Annotated in this window: 26 protein-coding genes; 9 read left to right on the forward strand and 17 right to left on the reverse strand. The window is 69.7% G+C overall.

Features of this window, described 5'->3' with window-relative positions:
• Positions 1 to 90 precede the first annotated feature (90 nt).
• The 4 genes from ACH4VX_RS28325 to ACH4VX_RS28340 are packed head-to-tail and all read right to left on the reverse strand — an operon-like array spanning position 91 to position 3,764.
• Entirely contained in the window at positions 91 to 762 is a 672-nt protein-coding gene (locus ACH4VX_RS28325) for a response regulator (protein ID WP_398371228.1), read from the reverse strand.
• On the reverse strand, positions 759 to 2,027 hold the full coding sequence (locus tag ACH4VX_RS28330; protein WP_398371230.1) for a sensor histidine kinase: 1,269 nt from the start codon (positions 2,025 to 2,027) through the stop codon (positions 759 to 761). The genes ACH4VX_RS28325 and ACH4VX_RS28330 overlap by 4 nt, the downstream gene beginning before the upstream one ends.
• Before the next feature lie 46 nt (positions 2,028 to 2,073).
• Positions 2,074 to 2,847 carry an ABC transporter permease gene (locus ACH4VX_RS28335; protein ID WP_398371232.1) on the reverse strand — a complete coding sequence of 258 codons (774 nt, stop codon included), beginning with the start codon at positions 2,845 to 2,847 and terminating at the stop codon, positions 2,074 to 2,076.
• The gene (locus tag ACH4VX_RS28340; protein WP_398371234.1) at positions 2,844 to 3,764 is read right to left on the reverse strand and encodes an ABC transporter ATP-binding protein; all 921 of its coding nucleotides are present in this window, start codon (positions 3,762 to 3,764) and stop codon (positions 2,844 to 2,846) included. Before ACH4VX_RS28340 ends, ACH4VX_RS28335 begins: the two co-directional genes overlap by 4 nt.
• A gap of 94 nt (positions 3,765 to 3,858) precedes the next feature.
• Between ACH4VX_RS28340 and ACH4VX_RS28345 the strand changes: the two genes are divergently transcribed.
• A complete protein-coding gene (locus ACH4VX_RS28345) occupies positions 3,859 to 4,401 on the forward strand; it encodes a GNAT family N-acetyltransferase (protein ID WP_398371236.1) in 543 nt (180 codons plus the stop codon).
• Positions 4,402 to 4,406: 5 nt separating this feature from the next.
• Here ACH4VX_RS28345 and ACH4VX_RS28350 read toward each other — a convergent pair whose 3' ends face one another.
• The 8 genes from ACH4VX_RS28350 to ACH4VX_RS28385 all read right to left on the reverse strand — a co-directional run bounded on the left by ACH4VX_RS28350 (position 4,407) and on the right by ACH4VX_RS28385 (position 12,796).
• Positions 4,407 to 5,912, reverse strand: coding sequence for a type VI secretion protein (locus ACH4VX_RS28350; RefSeq protein WP_398371238.1), 1,506 nt, complete (start codon positions 5,910 to 5,912; stop codon positions 4,407 to 4,409).
• A gap of 11 nt (positions 5,913 to 5,923) precedes the next feature.
• Entirely contained in the window at positions 5,924 to 7,333 is a 1,410-nt protein-coding gene (locus ACH4VX_RS28355) for an ATP-binding protein (RefSeq protein WP_398371240.1), read from the reverse strand.
• 13 nt (positions 7,334 to 7,346) lie between these two features.
• Positions 7,347 to 8,906: an SCO6880 family protein gene (locus ACH4VX_RS28360; RefSeq protein WP_398371242.1), complete on the reverse strand. Its 1,560-nt coding sequence runs from the start codon at positions 8,904 to 8,906 to the stop codon at positions 7,347 to 7,349.
• Positions 8,903 to 10,216, reverse strand: a complete 1,314-nt coding sequence (locus tag ACH4VX_RS28365) for a hypothetical protein (RefSeq protein WP_398371244.1) — start codon at positions 10,214 to 10,216, stop codon at positions 8,903 to 8,905. Before ACH4VX_RS28365 ends, ACH4VX_RS28360 begins: the two co-directional genes overlap by 4 nt.
• Positions 10,206 to 11,015: a hypothetical protein gene (locus tag ACH4VX_RS28370; RefSeq protein WP_398371245.1), complete on the reverse strand. Its 810-nt coding sequence runs from the start codon at positions 11,013 to 11,015 to the stop codon at positions 10,206 to 10,208. Before ACH4VX_RS28370 ends, ACH4VX_RS28365 begins: the two co-directional genes overlap by 11 nt.
• 201 nt (positions 11,016 to 11,216) lie before the next feature.
• The gene (locus tag ACH4VX_RS28375) at positions 11,217 to 11,525 is read right to left on the reverse strand and encodes a hypothetical protein (RefSeq protein ID WP_004929725.1); all 309 of its coding nucleotides are present in this window, start codon (positions 11,523 to 11,525) and stop codon (positions 11,217 to 11,219) included.
• A 207-nt stretch (positions 11,526 to 11,732) separates the two neighbouring features.
• Positions 11,733 to 11,939 carry a DUF397 domain-containing protein gene (locus ACH4VX_RS28380; RefSeq protein ID WP_398371246.1) on the reverse strand — a complete coding sequence of 69 codons (207 nt, stop codon included), beginning with the start codon at positions 11,937 to 11,939 and terminating at the stop codon, positions 11,733 to 11,735.
• A gap of 11 nt (positions 11,940 to 11,950) precedes the next feature.
• Positions 11,951 to 12,796, reverse strand: a complete 846-nt coding sequence (locus ACH4VX_RS28385; RefSeq protein WP_398371248.1) for a helix-turn-helix domain-containing protein — start codon at positions 12,794 to 12,796, stop codon at positions 11,951 to 11,953.
• Between the two features lie 201 nt (positions 12,797 to 12,997).
• Here ACH4VX_RS28385 and ACH4VX_RS28390 point away from each other — a divergent pair, with 201 nt between their 5' ends.
• The 6 genes from ACH4VX_RS28390 (at position 12,998) to ACH4VX_RS28415 (ending at position 18,725) form a co-directional block, all read left to right on the forward strand.
• A complete protein-coding gene (locus ACH4VX_RS28390) occupies positions 12,998 to 13,438 on the forward strand; it encodes an ATP-binding protein (protein WP_398371250.1) in 441 nt (146 codons plus the stop codon).
• 49 nt (positions 13,439 to 13,487) lie between these two features.
• Complete coding sequence (locus tag ACH4VX_RS28395; protein WP_398371252.1) at positions 13,488 to 15,221, forward strand: serine/threonine-protein kinase; 1,734 nt, start codon at positions 13,488 to 13,490, stop codon at positions 15,219 to 15,221.
• A gap of 68 nt (positions 15,222 to 15,289) precedes the next feature.
• Complete coding sequence (locus tag ACH4VX_RS28400; RefSeq protein WP_398371254.1) at positions 15,290 to 16,291, forward strand: NlpC/P60 family protein; 1,002 nt, start codon at positions 15,290 to 15,292, stop codon at positions 16,289 to 16,291.
• Between the two features lie 211 nt (positions 16,292 to 16,502).
• Positions 16,503 to 17,207, forward strand: a complete 705-nt coding sequence (locus tag ACH4VX_RS28405) for a phosphatase PAP2 family protein (RefSeq protein WP_398371255.1) — start codon at positions 16,503 to 16,505, stop codon at positions 17,205 to 17,207.
• 431 nt (positions 17,208 to 17,638) lie between these two features.
• The gene (locus ACH4VX_RS28410; protein WP_398371257.1) at positions 17,639 to 18,445 is read left to right on the forward strand and encodes a hypothetical protein; all 807 of its coding nucleotides are present in this window, start codon (positions 17,639 to 17,641) and stop codon (positions 18,443 to 18,445) included.
• A 94-nt stretch (positions 18,446 to 18,539) separates the two neighbouring features.
• Positions 18,540 to 18,725, forward strand: coding sequence for a hypothetical protein (locus ACH4VX_RS28415; RefSeq protein WP_398371259.1), 186 nt, complete (start codon positions 18,540 to 18,542; stop codon positions 18,723 to 18,725).
• A 31-nt stretch (positions 18,726 to 18,756) separates the two neighbouring features.
• On the opposite strand, the gene ACH4VX_RS28420 is transcribed toward ACH4VX_RS28415, so the two are convergent.
• The gene (locus ACH4VX_RS28420; protein WP_398371261.1) at positions 18,757 to 19,116 is read right to left on the reverse strand and encodes a metal-sensitive transcriptional regulator; all 360 of its coding nucleotides are present in this window, start codon (positions 19,114 to 19,116) and stop codon (positions 18,757 to 18,759) included.
• Between the two features lie 239 nt (positions 19,117 to 19,355).
• Between ACH4VX_RS28420 and ACH4VX_RS28425 the strand changes: the two genes are divergently transcribed.
• Together ACH4VX_RS28425 and pitH are read left to right on the forward strand one after the other, a co-directional pair.
• Complete coding sequence (locus ACH4VX_RS28425) at positions 19,356 to 19,976, forward strand: DUF47 domain-containing protein (RefSeq protein WP_398371262.1); 621 nt, start codon at positions 19,356 to 19,358, stop codon at positions 19,974 to 19,976.
• 7 nt (positions 19,977 to 19,983) lie between these two features.
• The gene (pitH, locus tag ACH4VX_RS28430; RefSeq protein ID WP_398371264.1) at positions 19,984 to 20,982 is read left to right on the forward strand and encodes a low-affinity phosphate transporter PitH; all 999 of its coding nucleotides are present in this window, start codon (positions 19,984 to 19,986) and stop codon (positions 20,980 to 20,982) included.
• Between the two features lie 353 nt (positions 20,983 to 21,335).
• On the opposite strand, the gene pstB is transcribed toward pitH, so the two are convergent.
• The 4 genes from pstB to pstS form a co-directional block, all read right to left on the reverse strand.
• The gene (gene pstB / locus ACH4VX_RS28435; RefSeq protein ID WP_398371265.1) at positions 21,336 to 22,112 is read right to left on the reverse strand and encodes a phosphate ABC transporter ATP-binding protein PstB; all 777 of its coding nucleotides are present in this window, start codon (positions 22,110 to 22,112) and stop codon (positions 21,336 to 21,338) included.
• Between the two features lie 68 nt (positions 22,113 to 22,180).
• A complete protein-coding gene (gene pstA / locus ACH4VX_RS28440) occupies positions 22,181 to 23,233 on the reverse strand; it encodes a phosphate ABC transporter permease PstA (protein ID WP_398371266.1) in 1,053 nt (350 codons plus the stop codon).
• A complete protein-coding gene (pstC, locus tag ACH4VX_RS28445; protein WP_398371268.1) occupies positions 23,230 to 24,234 on the reverse strand; it encodes a phosphate ABC transporter permease subunit PstC in 1,005 nt (334 codons plus the stop codon). Before pstC ends, pstA begins: the two co-directional genes overlap by 4 nt.
• A gap of 132 nt (positions 24,235 to 24,366) precedes the next feature.
• Positions 24,367 to 25,494 (reverse strand): phosphate ABC transporter substrate-binding protein PstS, encoded by a 1,128-nt coding sequence (pstS, locus tag ACH4VX_RS28450; RefSeq protein ID WP_398371269.1) that lies wholly within the window; start codon positions 25,492 to 25,494, stop codon positions 24,367 to 24,369.
• Between the last annotated feature and the right edge of the window lie 116 nt (positions 25,495 to 25,610).

Here is a 25,610-nt window from a genome sequence, read left to right on the forward strand (position 1 = left end):
CTGCAGGGGGGACCCTGTGGGAGAGTAGGACGCCGCCGAACAATTCTTGGAGAAAGCCCCCGTGCCACCGGCACGGGGGCTTTCTGCGTTTCAGGACGGTTCCACCAGTTTCGTGTCGTACGCCAGGATCACCGCCTGGATGCGGTCCCGTGAGCCGGTCTTCGCGAGTATCCGGCCCACGTGGGTTTTCACCGTGGACTCGGCCAGGTGGAGTCGGGCGGCGATCTCGGTGTTCGTCCAGCCCTTTCCGATGACCGTGAGGATCTCGCGTTCCCGCTCCGTGAGGGCGGACAGACGTGCGTCGTCGGGGGAAACGGCCACGGTGCCGTCGCCGGTCGGCAGGTGCTGGGCGTAGGCGTCGAGGAGGCGGCGGGTCAGGCTGGGGGCGACGACCGCGTCCCCGGTCGCCACGGAGCGGATGCCGGAGAGGAGTTCCTCCGGCTGGGCGTCCTTGACGAGGAAGCCGGAGGCGCCCGCGCGGAGGCCGGCGTAGGCGTACTCGTCCAGGTCGAACGTCGTCAGGATGAGGACGCGGGTGCGGTCGCCGGTGGCGACGATGCGGCGGGTCGCCTCGATGCCGTCCAGGCCGGGCATGCGGATGTCCATCAGGACCACGTCGGGGTGCAGCTCCGCCGTCATGCGGACCGCTTCGGTGCCGTTCGCCGCCTCGCCCAGGACGGTGAGGTCGTCCTGGCTCTCCAGGAGCATGCGGAAGCCGAAGCGCTGGAGGGGCTGGTCGTCGGCGATGAGGACGGTGGTCACTGCGGGGATTCCTCCGGAAGGTGCAGACGGACGCGCCAGCCCTGCTCGGGGTGCGGGCGTGGGCCGGCCTCAAGTGTGCCGCCGTACAGGGCGGTTCGTTCACGCATGCCGGGGAGGCCGCGGCCGTCCGCGGGGGTGGTCGTCGTCGGGGTTCCCGTGTCGGTGACGGTGACCGTGACGGCGCCCTTGTCGCCGTAGATGATGGAGATCTCGGAGGCCGCGTCGGGGCCGGCGTGCTTGAGGGTGTTGGTGAGGGCTTCCTGGATCACACGGTAGACGGTGAGCTGGCGGCCCGGGGGGAGGGCGGCCCGGCCCTCGATGTCGGCGCGGACGGGCAGGCCCGCGTTGCGGACGCCGTCGATGAGCCGGTCCAGGTCGGTGAGGGCGGGCTGGGGGGCCAGCTCCGCAGGGTGGGCCGCTGTCCCCTCGTCCCTCAGGACGTCCAGGAGGCGGCGTAGCTCGCCGAGGGCCTGGCGGCTGGTGGTGGCGATGGCGTCCAGGGCCTGGGCGGCGCGTTCCGGGGACTTGCCGGCCGCGTACCTGCCGCCGTCGGCGAGGCCCGTGATGACGGAGAGGTTGTGGCCGATGATGTCGTGCATCTCGCGGGCGATGCGGGCACGTTCGGCGGCGGCCGCCAGCTGGGCCTGCTGGTCGCGTTCGATCTCCAGGCGGCGGGCACGGTCCTCCAGGGCCTCGGTGTAGTTCTGCCGGGTGCGGACCGTGATGCCGATGAGGACGACCACGAGGACGGACGTCAGCTGGGAGCCGATCTGCTGGCTCCATTCGCCCTCGCCGTAGCGGGCCGTGGAGATCACCACGGGCGTGAGCACCAGGGCCGGGGCCCACCACAGATTGCGCAGGGGGAGGCGCAGGGTGATGTGGTAAATGACGACGAGCTGGAGGAGTGCCGCCTGGAGTGTGGCGCCGGACCAGGCGTTGACCAGGGCGAACGGGGTCATGGCGAGCAGGACCGGTGCGGGATGGGTGCGGCGCCGCAGGAGGGGGACGGACAGGCCGAGGCTCAGGGCGAGGAGGAGAGGGCCGGGGGTGTCCGGGTTGTGGGTGACGTTGCGCCAGCCGTCACCCGCGTAGTCGATGAGCGCGGCCATCACCCAGAAGCCGGTGAAGTGCAGGTCCCACAGCAGCGGGTGGCGCCGGTCGAAGGCGCGCACCCGCTGGTTGACGCGTTGCAGGTGCTGGGTGAGGGGTTCCGTCGTCCGTACTCCTGTCGTCGGAGCCTCCTGGTCGTTCGTCACGACGTCCATGGTCGTGGGTGCGTCCGCCGGGGGGAACACGGTGGGTGGCACGGCGTCAGACGTCCCGGTGGCGCAGGGAGGCCGCGGCCACGGCGAGGGAGGCCGCCGCCCACAGGACGAGGGCGAGCAGGGCCGTGCCCGGGGAAGCGCTGTCGGCGGCGGTGAGGGACTGCAGGGCCTGGGCGGGGAAGTGGTCGACGGCGTCGTCGACGACGGCGTACGGGAGCATCGTCAGGACTTCCGGCACGATCATGAGGAGGCCGATGTACGCGCCGGTGGCGAGGGGGATCGAACGGGTCACGGCGCCGAAGCCGAGGGCCGTCACGGCGAGGAGGGTGAGGGCCGCCGCGTTGCCGGTGAGGCCGCGCAGGACGCCGGGGTCGCCGAGGGCGGCGGACTGGTCGGTGCCGGCGAGGAAGGCCTGGGCCAGGGGGAAGGCGAGCAGGTTGGTCAGCAGACACAGGGGGAAGGCGACGGCGGCCAGGACGGCGGCCTTGGACCACAGGACGGGCAGGCGGCGCGGTACGGCGGTCATCGTGGCGCGGATCTGGCCGGTGGAGTACTCGCCGGCGGTGGCGAGGATGCCCAGGACGGCCAGGGTGACGGTGGCGAACTGGGTGCCGAGGAGGACGAAGACGACCGTGTCGAGGCCGCCCTCGCCGGTGCCGTCGTAGGCGGCGCTGATGCCGACGCCCATGGCGAGGGTGAGGACGCTGGTGGCGACGAGGTTGACCCAGGTGGAGCGGAGCGTCCACAGCTTGTGCCATTCGGAACGCAGGACGCGGGCCGGGGTCACCCGGTGGGGCCGGCCGGTGGTGGCGGTGGTCATGCGGCTGCTCCTTCCAGGGCGGCGGGGTACTCGACCGCGTCGTGGGTGAGGGCCATGAACGCCTCCTCCAGGGAGGCGGTGTTCGGGGTGAGTTCGAAGAGGGGGATGCCGTGGGCGGCGGCCGTGCGGCCGATGTGTTCGGCGTCGGCGCCGTGCACGGTGAGGCTGCCGGGGGCGTCGGTGGTGACGGTGGTGCCGGGCGCGGTGAGATGGCGTACGAGACCGACGGCGTCCGGGGTGACGACCTTGACGGTGCCCGTGCCCGAGTGGCGTACGAAGTCGGTGACCGTGGTGTCGGCGAGGAGCCGGCCGCGGCCGATGATGACCAGGTGGTCGGCGGTGAGGGCCGTCTCGCTCATCAGGTGGGAGGAGACCAGGACCGTACGGCCCTCGGCGGCCAGGGACTTGAGGAGGTTGCGGATCCACCGGACGCCCTCGGGATCGAGGCCGTTGACCGGCTCGTCGAGGATGACCGTGGCCGGGTCGCCGAGGAGCGCGGCGGCGATGCCGAGGCGCTGGCTCATTCCGAGGGAGAAGCCCTTGACCCGGCGGTTCGCCACGTCGGTCAGGCCGGTGAGGTCCAGGACGTGCTCGACGCGGCTCTTCGGGATGCCGTGGGTGAGGGCGAGGGCGCGCAGGTGGTGGTGGGCGGTGCGGCCGGGGTGGACGGAGCGGGCCTCCAGCAGGGCGCCGACCTCGGTGAGGGGTGCGGGGTGGGCGGCGTAGGAGCGGTCGCCGACGGTGGCGTGGCCGCGGGTGGGGGCGTCCAGGCCGAGGATCATCCGCATGGTGGTGGACTTGCCGGCGCCGTTCGGGCCGAGGAAGCCGGTGACGGTGCCGGGGCGGACGGTGAAGGACAGGTCGGTGACGACGGTCCGGTCGCCGTAGCGCTTGGTGAGGTCCTGTGCCGTAATCATGCTTCGATGCTCGTCCGCGCGGGGGCGGCTGGCGTCGGACCGCGGGCCGTATTCCGGGTGAGGGCGGTGGTACCCCGGTACTACGGTGGCGGCCATGAGTGCCATGTCCTTCGAGGAGTGTGTGATCCGGCCGGTGCGCGCGGAGGAGTGGAAGGCGGCGAAGGAGCTGCGGCTCACCGCGCTGCGGGATCCGGTCGCGCGTCTCGCCTATCTGGACACCTACGAGGAGGCGGTGGCCCGGCCCGACTCGTTCTGGCGGGAGCGCACGGCGAACGGCGCGCGGCAGTTCATCGCCGAGACGGCGGACGGGCGCTGGGTCGGCAACGTCGCCGTGCTGATCGAGGAGGCCGGGACGACGGACTGGGCCGGTTCCCCCGTCGAGCGGCGGCAGGGGCATCTGGTGGGGGTGTACGTGGCTCCAGGGCATCGGGGGAGCGGGCTGACGAAGGCGCTGTTCGATGCCGCGGTGGAGTGGGCATGGGAGTGCGGGGCGGAGCGTGTGCGGCTCATCGTGCACCCGGAGAACGCGCGGGCGCTGGGTTTCTACCGCAAGGCCGGGTTCGTGGAGAGCGGGGTGACCGTGCCGCCGGCGGACAGGCCTGAGGAGCGGGAGCTGGAGATGGTCCTCGAGCGCTGAGGCGTCTACACCGGTAGTTCGTCGTGGGGCCAGCGGGCCCTGCCCTGTTCGCGGGAGCGGAGCAGCGCCAGGGTGGGCATGCCGCGGTCCACGCCGGTGCCGAGCAGCTCGGGGAGCTGGGGGAGCGGGGCCACGGCCGCCACGTCGTCCAGGACGAGGGTGAGTGGTGGGTCGAGCCGACCGGAGGATGACCGTTCGGCCATGCGCCGGCCGTGCTCGACCACGTGTGAGGCGAGGGCCGTCAGCAGGGGCATCGCGCCCGGGCTGGTGCGGGGGTCCTCGATGGATTCACCCACAACGTAAAGCGTGCCCCCTTCGTGGACGAAGGAATCCAAGGCGAGGGCATCGGTTCGGTTGGGAGTGCAGGCCTCGCGGACGTTGACCGTGGAGAGCGTGGCCAGGGCGCGGGTGGTCAGCTGCTGGGCCATGTCCCGGCGCTCGGGGTGCGCGGTGAGGGCCGCCTCGAGCTCGCCGGCTGCGCCGGGGGCGGCCTTGGGGCTCGTACGGAGGATGCGTACGGCGTCGTGGATCTGCAGGCCCTGGGACCAGCGGTGGACGTGGCGGATCGTACGGCCGTCGACGGCGGCGGCGTGCACGTAGCTGCGGAGCAGGATCTCCGCGGTGTCGCTGACCGCCTGGTCGAGGCGGGAGGTGGGGCGGACGGGGGCGAGGAGCGCTGCCGCGCGGGCGATGGCGGTCTGCTTGTCCTCGCAGCCGGCCGTGGGGGACCAGTGGAGGCGGGCCGGGGTGTCGCAGAGGTGGGTGGGGTCGTAGAGGTGGGTGGGGCCCAGTTTGGCGCGGGCGTCCTTGGTCTCGTGCCAGAGGGTGGGGTTGGAGGTGAGGACGAGGACGGGGCCCTCCGCGTCGCGTACGGCCTGGGCCGCGGTGGAGTGGCGGGTGGCCGGGGGGCCGTAGTGGAGCCCCGTGCCTTCGGCGCGGGGTGCTTCCCATCCGCTCGCCCGTTCACCGTTGGCCGCGAGCGCGGGCACGGGTTCTTCCCGCGCCGGAGCTTCCTTCTCCGGTGTTCTCGGTGTCGGTACCTCGTGCGGCTGCTTCGGTTCCGGTTCCGGCTGCCGTTCGAGTCGCCGCTCGGGCTGTGGCTTCGGTACCCCCGCCGCCGCCCGCTCCTCACGGCGTCGTACCCGTCCCGCTCTCCAGCGGGCCACCGTGCCCAGCACGAACACCGCCAGGACGGTCAGGACCATCAGCTGGCCGATGAACAGGCCCCAGAAGAGGCCGTACCCCGAGAGGGCGGACTCCGGGGTGTCCGGCCAGGCGCCGGGGAGGTTCTGCGGATCGGCGACGAGGTGGCGCAGGGCCACCGGGGTGCGGGTGAAGGTGACGCCGGACGGCCAGTGGCCGTGGGCGAAGAGGCCCGCGAGACCCGCGGCCGTCCACACCATCGTGGTCATGCCGAGGAGGAACGCGAGGATGCCGATCAGCAGCCCGTCGGGGATGCCGCCGCCCTGGCCGCCGGCCCGGTCGTGCTCACGGTGATCGTGCGGTCTCACGCGTCCTCCCCCTACGCCACCGTCGATTCGGAGTCGCCGACGTGCTGCTCCACGAAGGCCGCCGCCCGTTCCTCCGCCTCCAGTTCGGCGGCGCGCAGGGCGTCGTCGGAGAAGTCGGCGGAGGATTCGGTCATCGCGCGGTCGGTGAAGACCAGCGGGCGTTCGGTCTCGGTGACCAGGTGTTTGACCACCTGGACGTTGCCGTTGACGTCCCACACCGCGATACCCGGCGTCAGCGTCGGAATGATCTCCACCGCCCACCTGGGCAGGCCCAGCACCCGGCCGGTCGCCCTCGCCTCGTCCGCCTTCTGGGCGTAGATGGTCCGGGTCGACGCCATCTTCAGGATGGCCGCCGCCTCCTTCGCCGCCGCCCCGTCCACCACGTCGGACAGATGGTGGACGACCGCGACGAACGACAGACCGAGCCGTCGGCCGAACTTCAGCAGCCGCTGGAACAGCTGGGCCACGAAGGGGCTGTTGATGATGTGCCAGGCCTCCTCGACCAGGAAGATGCGCTTCTTCCGGTCGGGGCGGATCCAGGTGTGCTCCAGCCACACACCGACGATCGCCATGAGGATCGGCATGGCGATGGAGTTGCGGTCGATGTGGGACAGGTCGAAGACGATGAGCGGCGCGTCGAGGTCGATGCCGACGGTCGTCGGGCCGTCGAACATGCCGCGCAGGTCACCGTCGACCAGGCGGTCCAGCACCAGGGCGACGTCCAGGCCCCACGCCCGTACGTCGTCTATGGCGACGTTCATCGCCTCCGCCGACTCCGGTTCCGGGTGGCGCAGCTGCTCGACGATGTCGGAGAGGACCGGCTGGCGTTCGACGATCGTCTCGTTGACGTAGGCGTGCGCGACCTTGAGGGCGAAGCCGGAACGTTCGTCCAGGCCGTGCCCCATCGCCACCTCGATGATGGTCCGGAGCAGGGCGAGCTGCCCGGTGGTCGTGATCGACGGGTCCAGCGGGTTGAGCCGGATGCCCTGGTCGAGCGCGGCCATCGGGTCCAGGCGGATCGGCGTTATGTCCAGTTCCCGCGCGATGAGGTTCCATTCACCGGCGCCGTCCTCGCCCTGGGCGTCCAGGACGACGACCTGGCGGTCGCGGAAGCGCAGCTGGCGCAGGACGTACGTCTTCTCCAGGGCCGACTTGCCGTTGCCGGACTCGCCGAGGACCAGCCAGTGCGGGGCGGGCAGCTGCTGGCCGTAGAGCTGGAAGGGGTCGTAGATGTAGCCCTTGCCGGAGTAGACCTCGCGGCCGATGATGACGCCGGAGTCGCCGAGGCCGGGGGCGGCGGTCGGGAGGTAGACCGCCTGCGCCTGGCCGGTGGACGTGCGCACCGGCAGTCGTGTCGTCTCGACCTTCCCGAACAGGAAGGACGTGAAGGCGTCGGTGACGACGGACAGCGGATCCCGCATATCGGCTCAGCCCCTACCTTCGAATGCCGGTGGCGAACGGGAGTGTGTTCACGAACGCGCGGTGGTGCTCGCGGTCGCACCACTCCAGCTTCAGGTACGACTTTCCGGCCGACGCCCGTATGGTCCGCTTGTCGCGGGCCAGGGCCTCGGGGTTGCGGGAGGAGACGGTGATGTAGCCGACCAGGTTGACGCCGGCCGCGCCGCTGGCGAGGTCCTCGCCGCGCTGGTCCAGGCGGCTGTGCGCGGCCATGTCGCGCGGGTCGACGGTGCGGTTCATCTTGGCGGCGCGGGACGCCTCCGCCACGTCGTTGGTCTTCTCGGTCAGCATCCGCTCGATGGCGACCTCGGTGGGTTCGAGGTCCATGGTGACGGCGACCGTGCGGATCACGTCCGGGGTGTGGACGAGCAGCGGGGCCAGGAAGTTGACGCCCACCGGGGTCATCGGCCACTCCTTCACCCAGGCCGTGGCGTGGCACCAGGGGGCGCGGGTGACGGACTCGCGGGTCTTGGCCTGGAGGTAGGTGGGCTCCATGGCGTCCAGCTCGGCCGGCCAGGCGTTGCGCTGCGACATCGCCTGGATGTGGTCGATCGGGTGGTCCGGGTCGTACATGCCGTGGATCAGCGAGGACAGCCTGCTCTGGCCGAGCGGCTGCCGTACGCGGATGTCGGCCTCCTGGAGCCGGGAGCAGATGTCGGTCAGCTCGCGGGCCATGACGACGGCGAGCCCCGCGTCCCGGTCCACCTTGCGGCCGCCCTGGCTGCGCATCGCACGCGCCATGGTGTTGGCCTCGGCGGCCAGTTCGCGCGTGTAGTGCATGCAGGCGACGAGGTAGGCGCGGTGCTGCTCGCTGCTGGTCGACACCATCGACTGGAGCTGCTCGTACGACTGCTGCAGCCACGGCGGCGACTTGTCGTCCCCGCGGACGGTGACGTCCTTGGCGTGGGCGTCGGGGTCGGCGGGCAGGGTGCGGGCGAGCATCTGGATGCGGGTCACGAAGCCGTCGCCGTTGGCGACGTGCTTCAGGAGCGTGCCGAAGCGGTCGACGAGGGCTTCCTGGTCCTCGGAGTCGCGCAGGCCGACGCCCGGGCCCTCGATCTCGATGGCGGCGGTGACGGTCTTGCGGTCCGCGTGCAGCAGTACGGCGATCTCGTCCGGCCCGAACGGCGCGGCGAGCCAGGTGATCCTGCCGATCCCGGGCGGCGGCCCGATCTCCACCTCACGCCCGTCGAGGCGGGTGCCGGCCTCGGCGGCACCGGAGCGGTAGGTGGTGCCGCGGCGCACGGTGCGCTTGTAGCTGCGGTTGATCTCGAACCATTTGTAGAAGGTGCGGTGCTTGTACGGCACGTACACCGCGGCCAGCGCCAGCATCGGCAGGCCCGCGAGCAGCACGATCCGCACGGACAGGACGGGGACGAGCAGCCCGCACATCATGCCGAGGAACGCGCCCACGACGATCAGCGCGATCTCACCGGTCTCGCGATTACGGCCGACGATCGCGTTCGGCCGGGCGCGGCCGATCAGATACGTACGGCGGGGCGTGACCGGATGGGACAAGTGGGACTCGGTCGTCAACGCCCTTCACCTCCCGTGCTGTTGGTGCTGCTGTTGCGGGTGTTGCTGGCGTGGGGGGTGTTCACCGGGCTGCTCGAGCGGGGCGCGGGGGCGGCGGATCCGCCGCTGTTCGACGGGCGCGAGCTGTGCGCGGCGACTCCGCCGGAGGCGGGGTTGGAGGGGCGGGGCGCGGATCCGCCGCCGTTGTTGTCGGCGCGGGTGCTGTGGGTCTTGATGCCCTGCGCGACCAGGGTCGCCGGGGAGCTCATGACGGCGGCGGCCTTGCCTTCGGCGCCCTGCATGAGGCGGTTGTTGCGGGAGTTGGCGATCTCGTCGCCGAAGCCGGGGACGAAGCGGTAGATCATCGCGCTGGCGAAGATGGCCAGCAGGATGATGGCGAGGCCCGACACGATCGCGGCGAGCGAGTCCGGACCTTCGTCCGCCGCCAGCGCGCCGGCGAGGCCGAGCACGATGACGATCACTGGCTTCACCAGGATCACTGCGATCATCACACCCGCCCAGCGGCGGACGTGACCCCACAGGTTCTTGTCCACCAGCCCCGCGTACACGACGACACCGAGCAGGGCACCGACGTACAGGAGCACCGCCCGCAGATACAGCTCCAGATAGAGGATGCCCGCCGCGAGGATCGACACCAGCGAGACCAGGATCAGCATGATCGGGCCGCCGCCGATGTCGTTCCCCTTGGACAGGGCCCCGGAGAACGTCCCGAAGAACGTGTCCGTCTGGTTCCCGGTCGACTTCGCCAGCACGTCGGAGACGCCGTCGGTCGCCGAGACGACGGTGTAGAGGATCAGCGGTGTGAACGCCGATGCGAGCACCGTCAGCCACAGGAACCCGATGGCCTCGGACATGGCCGTCGTGAACGGCACACCGCGTACCGCGCGCTTGGCGACCGCGAGCAGCCAGAGGAGGAGTGTCAGGATCGTCGACGCGGCGAAAACGATCGCGTATTGCTTCAGGAACTGCGGATTCGTGAAGTCGACGTTCGCCGTCTCCTGCACGGCGTCGCTGAGCTTGTCGACGGTCCAGGAGGCGGCGTCGGCGCAGCCCTGGGCGAGGGACGCGAGGGGGTCGAGGGTGGTGGTGGGGTCGTTGAGGGTGGAGGAGCCGTCGGTCGAGGCACCGCTTTTGCCTCGTTCGCAGTAGTCCTTGGCGGGGCCGCGGATGAGGTCGCAGGGATCGCTGCTGTCCGTCGGAGTCGGGGTCGGAGTCGGGGCGGCGGCGGCTCGCGCGGCGAACAGCACCGCCGTGGTCTGCACAGCGGCGACGGCGGCCGTGAACTTGAGGAAGCGGTGGTTAGCGCGCATACGTGAACCCTCCGTACTCCTCGACAGCCTTCGTCATGTCGTCGGCGGTGGAGGCTTTCTGGTCGCGCCCGACCGGGACTGGTCCGTCCTTCTGCTGGAAGTCGGTGACCTTCCAGTCGTTGTCGATCCACTTCAGCTGGTACGTGGTGGTGTACCAGCTCTCGGTCACCGGGTTGGTCGAGTCCTCGCCGGACAAACCGAACAGCGACGTGTACCAGACCTCGATGGAGGCGTCGCTCGCACTGGACGCCGTTACCTTGGTGCCTACGGGGACCACCCGAGAGACGAAAGTCTGTCCAGCGGGTGCTTGGCCGTTCTTGTCGAGACCGATGTTGGCCAGGAACTCCGCGTTCGAGTAGGCCTGATCCAGGTCCGCCTGTCGGGCTGCGGCGGCATCAGGGGCGTAGACGGTGGTGACGATCTCGCGTCGTCGGTCCGTGTTGAACATCTCGGCGGAGCCCAACACCACCGAGTAGTTCGCCGCCGCGCTCTCCGCCCCCTGCCGGTCGTGGGCGAAGCCCGACGGGATGCCGGCCGCCTTCGCGTCCACCGGCTTCTTGCCCGAAGGGGCCGTCGCCGCCGACTTGGGGGAGTCGCCCGCGTCGCCCTCCTCCGCGGCGGAATCGCCGCCTCCACGGTTCGCGAAGGCGATCGCCGCGATCAGGAGGACCACCACGCCGACCACCGTCACCAGGCTGCGCGACGACGAACGGCCGCCTCTGCGCGCGCCGCCGTACGGATCGCCGCCCCTTTCCGGCAGGCGGGTGCGGGTCTGACCTGTGTCGTCTCCGAGACTCATGCCGCGTACGCCCCCTCAGCGTCGTGCGGAAACACCTCGTACTCCGTGTACTCCATGTACGACGGTAGCCGTGCTGGTCCCCGCGCGGGCGCGGTGTGGTGACTGGACATCAGGGAAACGCAACCTCAGCCGGTGGGCGCGACGGGCGGGTGGGATGGAGGGGGTGGCCGGGCGTGCCCGGTCGGGAGCGATGGGGCGGGGTTACACGGCCATTCCGTACACGATGGTGAACAGCGTGCCGAGCGAGCCGATGATGAAGACGCCCGTGAGCCCCGCGATGATGAGGCCCTTGCCCTGTTCGGCGCTGAACGTGTCCCTCAACGCGGTGGCGCCGATGCGCTGTTTGGCGGCCCCCCAGATGGCGATGCCCAGGCAGAGCAGGATGGCGACCGCCATGACCACCTCGATCATGATCTTGGCCTCGTTGCCCAGGCTGCCGAAGGGGCCCCAATCCGGAGCGATCCCGCCGATAATGGTGTTGATGTCTCCCTCGTCGGCCGCGAAGAACATGTAAGTCACCGCCCCTGTATGGGTAGTTCCGCGTCCCCTGCGGTGGTGCAGAGGTCAGGCCTTATTGTCGCCGACGATGACGCTGTCGCATGTCGACTTGGCGTCATCCGTTGGCGGGTTTCGTACGAATAGCTTGCCACCGGCGCGCGCCGGACTGCGGGAGAGGCGCGCTCCGGCGGGTGAGAAGTCGTATCGTTACTCTGTGTATCACGCAGAGTGACGCCGAGCAATGAAGTGGGACTCCTTCTTGAGGGCGAGGAGGAGCAAGTGGAATGCGTCACGGCTGGTGGTGAGTACGGCTCCGCCGGGGTCGGCGGACTCGGCTATGTGGACCGTCTGCGGGGTTGTGGCTACGTGCACGCAGGAGTCGCCCTCGCCGCAGTGGGTCGACTTCTGCCAGGTGAGCTGGGCCATCTCGGATTCCTTCAGAGGTCTTGGGCGATGGTGTGGATGAGGTCTCGCGACTTCTCGGGGGCGAGGGCTCGGGATTCCACCCGGTCCAGGACGGCGCGGTACTTGTCGAGCTGGGCCTCGGCATCGAGGAAGGTGGGGCCGTGCGACTGATCGAGGTGGACCGTGTCGAGCTGGGGCACGGGCCCGCGTGAGTAGAAGATCGACTGCCCCGACCCCGGGAAGCCTCCGGCGGCGAACGGGATCACCCTGATGGTGATGTGATCGCGCTCGCTCATGTCCATCAGGTGCCGCAGTTGCGCGCCGGCGACGGCGGGCCCACCGAACTGCATGCGCAGGGCGGCTTCGTGAATGAGTGCCAGGTACGGCGTCGGGGAGTCCCGGTAGATCACGGTCTGGCGCTTGATGCGGAACGAGACGCGGTGCTCGATGTCCGGCGGTGCGAGTTCGGGCACGACCTGGCGGAACAGCGACCGAGCGTGATCGTTGGTCTGTAGCAGCCCAGGGATGTGGACGGTCACAGAGCTGCACAGGTGGGTGGCGTGGTGTTCGAGCTCGGCCAGATCGAGCAGCGCGGGCGGCAGGAGGTCGCGGTACTCCTCCCACCAGCCGCGCCTGCGCTCGCCCGTCATCCCGGCGACGGCCTCGACGAGGGTCTTGTCGGCGCAGTCGTAGTGACAGGCCATGACGCGGACGCGCTCGGGACTCACGCCCGCTCGTCCCGCCTCCATGTTGCTGATCTGGTTCGGCTTGACGCCGAGGAGTTGACCGGCCTCGACGGCCGTCAGGCCCGCGCGCTCCCGGAGTTTGCGCAGTTCGGCGCCCAAGCGGAGCTGACGACCCGTCGGGTTGCTTCGCACGGGCTGGTCCGCCTCCTTGCCGTGCATGTCATTCAGACGAGTGCAGTATGTGGGTTTTAACGAGGATCGTGTAAAGACTTTTACGGACCCGGCTAACTTAGTTGCGGGTGCCCCGCTCAGAAGCGCACCGATCGACGGGTCGGCATGCCACTGGGCAACTGTTCGCACTCACCCAACTGACCTCACTGGTCGGAGACTTCCATGTCCACCGTATCCCCGCCCTGGTCGTACACCCTGCACCTCTCGCGCGATCCACGCTCACCGGGGATCACCCGCTCCACCCTGCGCTCCGTCCTGGCCGTCTACGAACTCGGCGAACTCGCCCCCACGGCCGAGCTGCTCGCCTCGGAGCTGCTGACCAACGCGCATCTGCACACCGGCGGTCCGTACGCGCTGCACATCCGTCCGCTGGAATCAGGCCGGCTCCGGCTCGGTGTGTGGGACGAGGACTCGACCATCCCGTCCGGTCTCGGCGCCGGTTTCGTCCACGGCGCCATGCCGCACGCGGCCTCGGAGGGCGGACGGGGGCTGGCGCTCGTACGGGCGTGTGCCGACGCCTGGGGTGCGTCGCTGCTGGGCGGTGAGAGGGGATCATCGGGCGGGAAGGTCCTGTGGGCGGAGTGTGGTTGGGGCGGTCCGTGATCCAAAGGGCGGCCCACATCAACCGATTCGTGTGGCAAGGTCGGTCGACGTGGACGCACTGAGAACTCAGGACCCCGCGCGGATAGGCGCGTACACGCTGCTGGCCCGCCTGGGTGCGGGCGGGATGGGGCAGGTCTACCTCGGGCGGTCGCCCGGCGGCCGGCTGGTGGCGATCAAGGTGATCCGGGACGAGATCACCGATCACCCCGAGGCACTCGCGCGTTTCAGGCGCGAGGTGGAGACCGTGCGCCTGGTCCGGAGCGCGTACACCGCGAACCTGATCGACGCGTCACTGGACTCGGCCCCTCACTGGCTGGCGACCGAGTACGTGTCGGGTCCGACGCTGAGCAAGGCCGTGGGGGCGCGTGGGCCGATGCCGGCCGAAACCTGCCGGCGACTGTTCGCGGCACTCGCGGAAGGGCTCGCGGCGGTGCACGAGCAAGGGGTCACGCACCGGGACCTCAAGCCGCAGAACGTGCTCCTCGCCGCTCAAGGGCCGCAGCTCATCGACTTCGGCATTGCGCGGGGAGTGGGGCAGACGGCACTCACCGAGGCGGGATCCGCCCCGGGCACGCCCGGCTTCACCGCGCCCGAGGTGCTGATGCGCAATGAGGTCGGGCCCGCCGCGGACGTGTTCGCGCTCGGGGCGACGATCGCGTACGCGGCGACGGGCAGGCCCCCGTTCGGATCCGGTGAACCGGCCACGGTCAGCTATCGCGCGGTGCACGAACCGATCGAGCTCGCCGGTGTGGAGCCCGAACTGGCCGGCCTGATCCAGCACTGTGTGGCCAAGGACCCGGTGGCGCGTCCGCAGCTCGCCGAGGTGATCGCGCGGTGCCGCGTGCTGGCGGCCCTCGTCGAGGACCCCTTCTACGCGGGACTGGCCGGCTTGGCCGAGGCGCTGCCGGCGGCGGCGCCGGTGGCCGTTTCACCGCCGCCGGTACATCCGCCGGCGACGGGGCTGCACGACCTGCCGACGTCCGCGTCCACGCACGCGCCCGGGTACACACCCACGCAGGTGAGTCCTCCGGCCCCACCGGCGCGGCGCCGTCCCGCGCCCTGGCTCATCGCCGTGACGGCGGGGCTCGTGGTCGGAGCGGTGACGGCGGCGTTCTTCCTGCTGCCCGGCCGGGGCGAGGGCGACGCGGACGTGGACGGCAAGGAGACGGCCGGAGCCGCGCGCCCCGGTGCCACGTCGAAGGCCCCCACCACGCAGGGCAGCGAGCAGCCGGAGGCCCAGCCGCCGGCCTACGTGCAGGCGACGAATCCGAACCGTGACTACTGGACGCCGGACGCCGGTTCGCAGGACGGCCGGGGGAGGTGTCAGCTGCCCCCGGAGGAACGCAACCAGTACTTCCAGGCTTCCGTCTCCGACGCGGAGTCCGACGCGCTGTACACCTCCGGCAAGGGGCGGATCGGGATTCGTCTGGGGAACGTCGTCCCGGAGGACGGGGCGTCGTACTACGTGTCGGTCGCCGTCAAGCCGCCGCACGAGATCGATGCGGACACGGGCCGGCCGATCGAGGGCGCACGGTTCGAGAACGTGAGCCTCGGTTACACCAGCAAGCCGGTCGACCTCTACGAGGGCCTTCGCAACGAGGCATCCGCTCCGTGGGTGTGGCTGACGTACCCGGACGACTTCCAGGAGGTCATGGACGGCAAGAAGTACGCGGACGCCATCCCGGTCGAGAACGACCCCGGCAACTGGACCGTGCTCTTCCTCCACGTCCAGGGGCCGAAGCAGTACGCCAGCATCGACTGCCGCGGATTTGTCGCGAAGTAGCTCACACGGACGCTCTTCAGGCTGGTAAATGACCCATGGACCGGGCTGCGGTAGGGGAGAGTTGGAGCGTGCGAAAGGTATGGGTGGCCGGTGGCGCCGCCATCGGGTTGGGGCTGAGCTTCGTCATGCTGCTCGTCGTCGGTGTCTACGTCGTCGCCGGCAACCTCGTCAACGGTGTGGGCGGCGCGGGCAAGGCACTCGCCAAGGGGTCGGTGCCCGCCGCCTACCAGGCGCTCGTCCAGAAGTGGGGCAACCACTGCCCGGCCATCAACCCGGCGTTGCTCGCCGCGCAGCTCTATCAGGAGAGCGGGTGGGACCCGGACGTCGTCAGTCACGCGGACGCACGGGGCATCGCCCAGTTCATCCCCGGCACCTGGGCCGCCCACGGCATCGACGGCGACGGCGACGGCGACCGTGACATCTGGGACCCGAATGACGCGATTCCATCGGCCGCGTCGTACGACTGCGAACTCGCGAAGTACGTGAAGGACGTACCCGGGGACGTAACGAACAACATGCTCGCCGCCTACAACGCCGGTGCATACCGGGTCATCGAGTCGGGTGGTGTGCCCGCGATCACGGAGACGCAGAACTACGTCAAGAGGATCCGGTCACTGGAGGAGAGCTTCGCCGCGCCGGTGGGGCGGGTCGATCCGACGGAGCAGGCCGCCGGGGCCATCGCGTACGCGCAGAAGAAGCTCGGCACGTTGTACCTGTGGGGCGGTAACGGCACGCCTGAGCAGGGCGGACGGTTCGACTGCTCGGGGCTGACCAAGGCGGCGTACGAGAGCGTGGGGATCACACTGCCTCGGGTGGCCAACGACCAGTACAACGCGGGGCCGCACCCCGGGCGGGACGAACTGCTGCCGGGCGATCTGGTGTTCTTCTCGGACGACCTCACCAATTCCCGGGCCATCCGGCATGTGGGTATTTATGTCGGCGGCGGGTACATGATCGACGCGCCCCGAACCGGGGCCGTGATCCGATTCGACCCGATCGACACGCCTGACTACTTTGGTGCCACCCGTGTCACCGAGGATGGCGCGAAAGCGCTCCCCACCACGGTGTGAGCGGAGCGTTAACCCTCCCCCTGAACTGCGGAGACGCATCTCTCTTCGATAACGTCTGCGTGATCATTCGGTGGAGTGTGGAACGTATCAACGGGGACCGTGCGTTCCTGTTGTCGTAGCCGAGCGGACGAGCGGATCTACGAACCACGGGGGTGGCAGGAGCGGCGTGCGAACTGTGCGCCGGGAGACATGACGAAGGGGCCGCAGCACCATGGCTGGACTCGCCGAATCCGGGTCGAACCCCGACGTCGACCTGCTCTACGACATCAATGGCCTGGCGAAGGCCGCACCACCGTGGTTCGACCACCTCATGGAGTTCGTGGGTGAGTTCGGCCTGTTGTTCGCCTTGCTGGCGCTGCTGGTGTGGTGCTGGTGGGGCGTCAGGCGACGGGGTGGCGAGGACGCGGCCCCGACCGTGGCGGCCCTGGTGTGGGCCCCGCTCGCGGCGGGCGTCGCGGTCCTGGTGAACGTGCCGATACGCGGGTTCGTGGAGCGGCGTCGGCCCTTCCTGGACCATGAGGGGCTCGAGGTCCTGGTCGACGGCAAGAACGACTACTCGTTCGTCAGCGACCACGCGACGCTCTGCATGGCGCTGGCGGTGGGCCTGTTCCTGGCCAACCGGCGGCTCGGGATCATCGGCCTGGTGCTGGGGCTGCTGGGCGGGTTCATCCGGGTCTACATGGGTGTGCACTACCCGACGGACGTCGTGGGCGGGCTCGCGCTCGGTACGGCTGTCGCGTTGCTGCTGTCGCCGCTCGCCATGGCGCTGCTGACGCCGCTGATGCGGGCGGTCGAGCGGTCGCCGCGGGGTGGATGGCTGGTCTCCGCGCGGGGGCGGGCCGAGCGGGGGCGGGTTGCTCCGGGGAGCACGCGGAGCGGGCCGGCCGGGGCCGAGGAGCGGGACCTGGCGGCCTGAGCGCCCACCGCTTCTGCTGGGCGGGGGTGTTCGCGCGGCCCGGCGTTCGCGGGGTGCCTCCCCCACTCTCGGCTGCGCTCGAGCGGGAGGCGCTCCCACCGCCCACCCGTGCCGCCCTGGGGGTACCTTCCAGGCTCTTGAGGCACTGGGGGAGGCACGATCGCCCGCGGTTTCGGGGGAGGAGGGTGTCACTCCCCCGTGTGGTTCCGGGCGTCCTTTCTGGCCTGGCTTCTGGCTCTTCTGGCTGGGCCTCGCCAGCCGCAGGTGCAGTGGGCCGTGCAGAAAGGGCCCTGTTCGGTGGTGGTCGTGGAGTGGTGGGCGGGGGTCGGCTCGTCGTCCTGGTGCGGCACGTCGACCACGGTAACGCCCCGCCCGTCGGCGTGACGGGGCCACTTACCGGTCGTTAACCGGACATGGCTCGGATGCGCGGCATGGTGGCTGGGTTCGGGGTTGTGTGCTGTCTGGGGCTCGGGGGCGTGGGCTGTGCGAGAAGCGATGCCATGACCCAAGGGGCTCCCGTCGGGGATCCGGTGCGGGTGCTGCGGCAGGCCGCCGACGCGCTGGTGGACGCCGGCAGTTCCAAGGCGCGCACGTCCCTGGAGATGGCCACCGGCGGGACCCGGGTCACCATCCGGGGCGAGGGTGTGTACGACTACCGCAAGCGGCTCGGGCGGCTGAAGGTGCTGCTGCCGCAGGATCCGGCGGGGGACACCGTACGGCGGCCCATCACCGAACTGCTCGCTCCCGGGGCGCTGTTCATGAAGAACCGGGGGGCCGGAGTGCCCGCCGACAAGTGGGTGCGGGTGGACACCGGGACGCTGTCCGACGGGAACCTCGTCACCGGAGGGGCCACCGATCCGTTCGCCGCCGCCGAAGTGCTGCGCGGGACGTGGTCGGCGACGTTCGTGGGGCGGACCGAGGTCGCCGGGACGAAGGTGCGCCATTACCGGGGGACCGCCGACCTGCGGCAGGCCTCGCGGGATGCCTCGGACACCAACCGGGAGGCGCTGGGCGCGGCGGCGAAAGGGTTCGCCACCGCGCGGGTGCCGTTCGACGCCTACCTCGACGACGAGGGGCGGATCCGCAAGCTCCGGCACCGGTTCAGCTTCGTCAACGGCCGGCAGGACGAGCCCGTCGCGGTCGCCTCGACCACGCTGCTGTACGACTTCGGGGTACCGGCCGACGTACGGCTTCCCGCGGGCGAGGACATCTACGCGGGCCGGATCGCCGAGGAGTGAGGTCGGGAGTGACCGGCCTGAACTAGCCCTTCCGTGCCATGCGCGGTGCGTAGGGCGCTCCCTACTCTAGGAAGCCGGTGACGACAGAGGTGAGGTGAGGCGCGTGGCACCGCTCGGCGGTGGGACGATTCCGGTTCAGGACCACGTGGCGCTCGCCGAGATCGAACTCTGCGGGGAGTTGATCATCGCTGCCTCCAACGCCGAGGAACGGCTCAGCCTGGAGAGCATCGACGAGGTGCTGAGGGTGGCCGAGGCGCGGGGGGAGCCGGACCGGCCCTGAGACCGGTCAGGGAGACCGGCCCTGAGACCGGTCAGGTCCGGAGCATGCGGGCGATGGCCTGCGTCGCCTCCTTGACCTTCGCGTCGATCTCGTCGCCGCCCTTGACCGCCGCGTCCGCGACGCAGTGGCGCAGGTGCTCCTCCAGCAGTTGCAGCGCGAACGACTGCAGCGCCTTGGTGGAGGCGGACACCTGGGTGAGTATGTCGATGCAGTAGACGTCCTCGTCGACCATGCGTTGCAGGCCGCGGATCTGGCCCTCGATGCGGCGCAGGCGTTTGAGGTGTTCCTGCTTCTGCTTGTGGTAGCCGTGGACGCCGCGGTCGTGGTCGGTCACGATGTCCGCCGCGTCCGGGGAGGAGGGCGCGTTCGCGCCGGTCTCGGTGGTCGTCATCGCGTCCTCCTGGTGCACTGACGGGCGACATATACCCCTGGTAGGTATATGGTAGCGAACTCTGCTGGGTATAGGCCTCTTGGCCGGTGCCATGCGCTGCGGCCGGAAACGGACCTCGGACCGCCCCCGTACTCATCACTCTGCCCGATGGGCGACACTGGTGGGCGGCCCGTTAGTCGTGGCCGGATGATGCGCCTAGCATCAGCCTGACCGAAACCGATGCTCACCGAGGACCCCACGTGCGCTTTCGTCTGACCCCCAGGGAGACGAGCTTCTACGACATGTTCGCCGCGTCCGCGGACAACATCGTCACGGGCTCGAAACTCCTGATGGAACTGCTCGGGGCGGACCCCTCCGCCCGGGCCGAGATCGCAGAGCGTATGCGGGCCGCGGAACACGCAGGTGACGACGCCACGCATGCGATCTTCCACCAGTTGAACTCCTCGTTCATCACGCCGTTCGACCGCGAGGACATCTACTCCCTCGCCTCGTGCCTCGACGACATCATGGACTTCATGGAGGAGGCCGTCGACCTGGTCGTCCTCTACAAGGTCGAGGAACTGCCCAAGGGTGTCGAGCAGCAGATCGAGGTCCTGGCGCGGGCGGCGGAGCTGACCGCGGAGGCCATGCCGCATCTGCGCACCATGGAGAACCTCACCGAGTACTGGATCGAGGTCAACCGGCTGGAGAACCAGGCCGACCAGATCCACCGCAAGCTGCTGGCCCACCTCTTCAACGGCAAGTACGACGCGATCGAGGTGCTGAAGCTCAAGCAGATCGTGGACGTACTGGAGGAGGCGGCCGACGCCTTCGAGCACGTGGCGAACACGGTGGAGACCATCGCCGTCAAGGAGTCCTGAGCCCTTCATGGACACCTTGGCTCTGGTCGTGACCATCGGCGTCGCGCTCTTCTTCACCTACACCAACGGCTTCCACGACTCGGCGAACGCGATCGCCACGTCCGTGTCGACGCGGGCACTGACGCCTCGGGCGGCGCTGGCGATGGCGGCCGTGATGAACCTCGCCGGTGCGTTCATGGGCTCCGGGGTCGCCAAGACCGTCAGCGAGGGTGTCATCCAGACACCCGAAGGCTCCAAGGGGATGGGGATCCTCTTCGCCGCGCTGGTCGGGGCGATCGTCTGGAACCTGGTCACCTGGTACTTCGGGCTGCCGTCGTCGTCGTCCCACGCGTTGTTCGGGGGCATGGTGGGGGCGGCGCTGGCCGGGGGGACGACGGTGTACTGGCACGGGGTGGTCGACAAGATCGTCATCCCGATGTTCGTGTCGCCGGTGATCGGTCTGCTCGCCGGTTATCTGGTGATGACCGCGATCATGTGGATGTTCCGGCGGTCCAATCCGCACAAGGCGAAGCGGGGCTTCCGTATCGCGCAGACGGTGTCCGCGGCCGGTATGGCGCTGGGGCACGGTCTGCAGGACGCGCAGAAGACGATGGGCATCGTGGTGATGGCGCTGGTCATCGCGGATGTCGAGGAGTACGGCGATCCGATCCCGGTGTGGGTGAAGATCGCTTGTGCGCTGATGCTGTCCGCGGGGACGTACGCCGGTGGGTGGCGGATCATGCGGACGTTGGGACGGAAGATCATCGAGCTGGATCCGCCGCAGGGGTTCGCCGCCGAGACGACGGGCGCGTCGATCATGTTCGGGTCCGCGTTCCTGTTTCACGCGCCGATCTCCACCACGCATGTGATCACTTCGGCGATCATGGGTGTGGGGGCCACCAAGCGGGTCAACGCCGTGCGGTGGGGGGTGGCCAAGAACATCGTCCTCGGGTGGTTCATCACCATGCCGGCGGCGGCCGCGGTGGCCGCGTTGTCGTACGGGCTGGTGAATCTGGCTGTGCTGTAGCCGGTCGGGTGCTCGGCGTCGGTGCTGGGCGGGGAGTTGTCGCGCAGCAGGGACACTCGCAGTCACGCGGGTACGTACGTGGAAGGGCCCGCCCCCGGGAGTCGGGGGCGGGCCCTTCTGTGCCTCGCGGTGGCACCGCCATGCAGCACCGCGAGGAGTTCGGCGGTCTGGGAGATGTCGTTTGGATCTTGCCGGGGTCGCGGGGTCCGGCACGCACCTCCGCGGCGTTGTCGTCGGTCCTCGACGCCCCGCGTCGACTCCCTCCTCCGCCTTGCAGTCGCACGCACCGGACCCCGCCCGGCTCGGCTGTGAGGCGCCGTCGCCCGAAGCCGGCCTGATCCAAACGGCACCCCCTAGCCGAAGCGGCCGGAGATGTAGTCCTCCGTGGCCTGGACCGACGGGTTGGAGAAGATGCGCTCCGTGTCGTCGATCTCGATCAGCTTGCCGGGCCGGCCGACGGCCGCCAGGTTGAAGAAGGCCGTGCGGTCCGAGACGCGCGCCGCCTGCTGCATGTTGTGCGTCACGATGACGATCGTGAAGCGCTCCTTCAGCTCGCCGATCAGGTCCTCGATGGCGAGGGTGGAGATCGGGTCCAGGGCGGAGCAGGGCTCGTCCATCAGCAGGACGTTCGGCTCGACCGCGATGGCGCGGGCGATGCACAGGCGCTGCTGCTGACCACCGGAGAGGCCCGAGCCCGGCTTGTTCAGACGGTCCTTGACCTCGTTCCAGAGGTTGGCGCCCCTGAGGGACTTCTCGACGACGTCGTCCAGCTGGGACTTCTTGTACTTGCCGTTCAGGCGCAGACCCGCCGCCACGTTGTCGTACACCGACATCGTGGGGAACGGGTTCGGGCGCTGGAAGACCATGCCGACCTCACGCCGTACCGCCACCGGGTCGATGCCGGCGCCGTACAGGTTCTCGTCGTCGAGCATGACCTTGCCGTCGACCCGGCCGCCGGGCGTCACCTCGTGCATGCGGTTGAGCGTGCGCAGGAAGGTGGACTTGCCACAGCCGGAGGGGCCGATGAAGGCCGTCACGGAACGGGGTTCGACGGTCATCGAGATGTCCTCGATGGCCAGGAAGGAGCCGTAGTAGGCGTTGAGGCCGCTGACGTCGATGCGCTTGGCCATGGTGATCACTTCTTCTTTCGGGTCGGGGAGGTCTCAGCGACCGGCCACGCGGCGGAGCCGCATCGATGTCACCGTGGTGCCTTCCAGCGGGCGATGCCGCGGGCCACGAGGTTGAGGATCATGATGAACGCGATGAGCGTCAGGGCCGCCGCCCAGGCACGGTCGAACGCCGCGCCGGATCCACCGCTGTTGGCCCACTGCAGGTAGATGTACATCGGCAGTGATTCCTGCGGGTCCTGGAACGGGTTGGCGTTGATGAAGTCCGTGCCCCAGACCAGCAGCAGCACGGGGGCCGTCTCACCGGTGATACGGGCGATCGCGAGCATCACGCCCGTGATGATGCCGCCGATCGACGTCGGCAGGACCACCTTCAGGATCGTGCGCCACTTCGGCACGCCGAGCGCCAGGGACGCCTCGCGCAGCTCGTTCGGGACGAGCTTGAGCATCTCCTCGGTGGAGCGGACGACCACCGGGATCATCAGGATCGACAGGGCCAGCGAACCGGCGAAGCCGGACGGGCCCATCTTCAGGATGAGGACCCACAGGCTCAGGATGAACAGACCCGCGACGATCGACGGGATGCCCGTCATGACGTCGACGAAGAAGGTGACGGCCTTGGCGAGCTTGCCGCGCCCGTACTCGACCAGGTAGATCGCGGTGAGCACACCGATCGGCACGGAGACCAGGGTGGCGAGGCCGACCTGCTCCAGGGTGCCGAGGATGGCGTGGTAGATGCCGCCGCCGGGCTCGGCGTCGGCGACCACGCCCATCGAGTGGGTGAGGAAGTAGCCGTCGAAGACCTTCACGCCGCGCTCGGCCGTCTCCCAGAGGAGGGAGGCCAGCGGGATCAGGGCCAGGAGGAAGGCGACCCACACCAGGCTGGTCGCGGTGCGGTCCTTGGCCTGGCGACCGCCCTCGATCTTCGCGGAGATGGCGTAGGAGCCGACGACGAAGAGGACCGCGGCGATCAGCGCCCACTGGATGTCGCTGTTCAGGCCGGCCGCGGTGCTGATGGCGTAGCCCAGGACGAGGGAGCCGGCGGCGACCGCCCAGGCGAACCACTTGGGCAGGGTCGCGCCGCGCAGCGAGCTGCGCCGGGGGGAAAGGGTTGCGTGGCTCATGCGTTGGCCCCCGAGTACTCCTTGCGGCGGGCGATGATCAGGCGGGCCGCGCCGTTGACCAGCAGGGTGATGACGAAGAGCACCATGCCGGAGGCGATCAGCGCGTCCTGGCCCATCACGGTGGCCTCGTTGAACTTGCTGGCGATGTTCTGGGCGAAGGTGCCGCCGCCCGGGTCGAGCAGGCTGGCGCTGATCTCGAAGGACGGCGAGAGCACCATGGCCACGGCCATCGTCTCGCCGAGCGCGCGCCCGAGGCCCAGCATCGAGGCGGAGATGACACCGGAGCGGCCGAAGGGCAGCACCGACATACGGATGACCTCCCAGCGCGTGGCGCCGAGGGCCAGGGCCGCCTCCTCGTGCATCCGCGGGACCTGGCGGAAGACCTCGCGGCTGACGTTGGTGATGATCGGCAGGATCATCAGGGCGAGCAGGATGCCGACGGTGAGCAGCGAGCGCGCGGGGCCGCCCTCCCACGCGAAGAGGCCGGTCCAGCCGAGGTAGTCGTCGAGCCAGCCGTAGAGGCCCTCCATGTGCGGCACCAGGACGAGGGCGCCCCACAGGCCGTAGACGATGGACGGGACGGCGGCGAGCAGGTCGATCACGTACGAGATGGGACCGCCGAGGCGGCGGGGGGCGTAGTGCGTGATGAACAGGGCGATGCCGACCGAGATCGGGACGGCGATGACCATGGCGATGATCGACGACACGACGGTGCCGAAGGCCAGGACCGCGATGCCGAACTCCGGCGGGATGCCGCTGGGGTTCCACTCGAAGGACGTGAAGAAGTTGGCCTCGTCCTTGCTGATGGCCAGCGAGGCGCGGTAGGTGAGGAAGGTCGCGATGGCGGCCATGAGGACCAGGACGAAGATGCCGGATCCGCGGGAGAGCCCGAGGAATATCCGGTCACCGGGGCGGGTGGCACCGCGTGCGGCGCCCTTGTCCTCGGGCGCGGCCGGTCCGGGCGCGGGGGGCGCGGCGGGTTTCTGTGTGGTGATGTCCATCGGGTTCTCCGGTCTGCGGAGCCACCGGGTCGGGCGGCTCGGTCGGAGCCGTCCGGGGGGCCGGGGGCTCCTGTTGGCGGTGCACCGGACGGTGCGGCCCACCCCCGGTCGGGGATGGGCCGCACACTCGGATCAGCTGAGGCTCGAGACGGTCTCGCGGACCTTGGTGATGATCTCGGTGGGCATCGGGGCGTAGCCGGCGTCCGCCAGCAGGCCCTGGCCGTCCTCCGAGGCGATGTAGTTCAGGAAGGACTTGGTGGCGGGCAGGGTCTCGGCCTTGTTGCCCTTGTCGCAGACGATCTCGTACGTCACGAGGACGAGCGGGTAGGCACCGTCGGCGTCCGGGGTGTAGTCCAGCTCCAGGGCGAGGTCCTTGCCCGTGCCGACGACCTTGGCCGCGCCGATGGCGGCGGTGGCGTTGTCGACGGTGGCCTTGACCGGCTCGGCGGCCTCGGTTTTGATGTCGACGGTCTTCACGCCGTCCTTGGCGTAGGACAGCTCGAAGTACGAGATGGCGCCGGGGGTCTGCTTCACCTGCTGGGCGAGGCCGGAGGAGCCCTGTGCGGACTGGCCGCCCTTGGCCTCCCAGGACTTGCCGCCCTCGTACTTCCAGTCGGCGGGCGCGGCGGCCTTCAGGTACTTGGTGAAGTTGTCCGTGGTGCCGGACTCGTCGGAGCGGTGGAAGGCCTGGATCTTCAGGTCGGGGAGCTCGGCGTCGGGGTTGAGCTTCGCGATCGCCTCGTCGTTCCAGTTGGTGATCTTGTTGTCGAAGATCTTGGCGAGGGTCGGGGCGTCCAGGACGAGGCCGTCGACGCCCGTGACGTTGAAGCCGACCGCGATCGGGCCGCCGACCATCGGCAGGTCGATGCCCTGGCCGCCGGAGCAGATCTTCTTCGAGGCCTCGATCTCCTCGGGCTTCAGCGCGGAGTCCGAACCGGCGAACGCGGTCTGGCCCTGGGTGAAGGCCGTGATGCCGGCGCCCGAACCGGTCGGGTTGTAGTTGAGCTGCACGTTCTTGCAGGCCGCGACGTACTGCTTGACCCAGGCGTCGATCGCGTTCTTCTGGGCGGAGGAGCCGGAGGCCTGGAGCTGGCCCTTGGCGTCACCGCAGTCGATGTTGCCGGCCTGCGCGGTGGCGGAGGCGTCGCCACCGTCGCTGTTGCCGGTGTCGTCGGAGCCGCACGCCGTGAGGGCCAGGGCGCCGGAGACGGCGAGAGCACCGAGAGCGAGGGCCCGCCGGTTCTTGCGCTGAAGCTTCACTTGAGTTCCTTCCAGTGGCCGCCGTCCTGAATTCGGCGGCGTGCGAAGCGTGGGTGATGCGGTCACCCCCTCTTTCTTCGGGCGCTCCGCATCGCGTAAGGCCGAAATTAGGCAGA

The sequence above is a fragment of the Streptomyces sp. NPDC020731 genome (genome assembly GCF_044334705.1).
In the GTDB taxonomy this organism is placed as follows: domain Bacteria; phylum Actinomycetota; class Actinomycetes; order Streptomycetales; family Streptomycetaceae; genus Streptomyces.

Bases quoted from the DNA above. Each gene is read 5' to 3' on its own strand.
- ACH4VX_RS28330 (WP_398371230.1), bottom strand. From the start codon at position 2,027: ATGGACGTCGTGACGAACGACCAGGAGGCTCCGACGACAGGAGTACGG.
- ACH4VX_RS28405 (WP_398371255.1), top strand. From the start codon at position 16,503: ATGGCTGGACTCGCCGAATCCGGGTCGAACCCCGACGTCGACCTGCTC.
- ACH4VX_RS28370 (WP_398371245.1), bottom strand. From the start codon at position 11,015: ATGAGTCTCGGAGACGACACAGGTCAGACCCGCACCCGCCTGCCGGAA.
- ACH4VX_RS28390 (WP_398371250.1), top strand. From the start codon at position 12,998: ATGTCCACCGTATCCCCGCCCTGGTCGTACACCCTGCACCTCTCGCGC.
- pstC (WP_398371268.1), bottom strand. From the start codon at position 24,234: ATGGACATCACCACACAGAAACCCGCCGCGCCCCCCGCGCCCGGACCG.
- pitH (WP_398371264.1), top strand. From the start codon at position 19,984: ATGGACACCTTGGCTCTGGTCGTGACCATCGGCGTCGCGCTCTTCTTC.
- ACH4VX_RS28365 (WP_398371244.1), bottom strand. From the start codon at position 10,216: ATGCGCGCTAACCACCGCTTCCTCAAGTTCACGGCCGCCGTCGCCGCT.
- ACH4VX_RS28375 (WP_004929725.1), bottom strand. From the start codon at position 11,525: ATGTTCTTCGCGGCCGACGAGGGAGACATCAACACCATTATCGGCGGG.
- pstB (WP_398371265.1), bottom strand. From the start codon at position 22,112: ATGGCCAAGCGCATCGACGTCAGCGGCCTCAACGCCTACTACGGCTCC.
- pstA (WP_398371266.1), bottom strand. From the start codon at position 23,233: ATGAGCCACGCAACCCTTTCCCCCCGGCGCAGCTCGCTGCGCGGCGCG.
- ACH4VX_RS28345 (WP_398371236.1), top strand. From the start codon at position 3,859: ATGAGTGCCATGTCCTTCGAGGAGTGTGTGATCCGGCCGGTGCGCGCG.
- ACH4VX_RS28355 (WP_398371240.1), bottom strand. From the start codon at position 7,333: ATGCGGGATCCGCTGTCCGTCGTCACCGACGCCTTCACGTCCTTCCTG.
- ACH4VX_RS28340 (WP_398371234.1), bottom strand. From the start codon at position 3,764: ATGATTACGGCACAGGACCTCACCAAGCGCTACGGCGACCGGACCGTC.
- ACH4VX_RS28410 (WP_398371257.1), top strand. From the start codon at position 17,639: ATGGTGGCTGGGTTCGGGGTTGTGTGCTGTCTGGGGCTCGGGGGCGTG.
- ACH4VX_RS28420 (WP_398371261.1), bottom strand. From the start codon at position 19,116: ATGACGACCACCGAGACCGGCGCGAACGCGCCCTCCTCCCCGGACGCG.
- ACH4VX_RS28335 (WP_398371232.1), bottom strand. From the start codon at position 2,847: ATGACCACCGCCACCACCGGCCGGCCCCACCGGGTGACCCCGGCCCGC.
- ACH4VX_RS28380 (WP_398371246.1), bottom strand. From the start codon at position 11,939: ATGGCCCAGCTCACCTGGCAGAAGTCGACCCACTGCGGCGAGGGCGAC.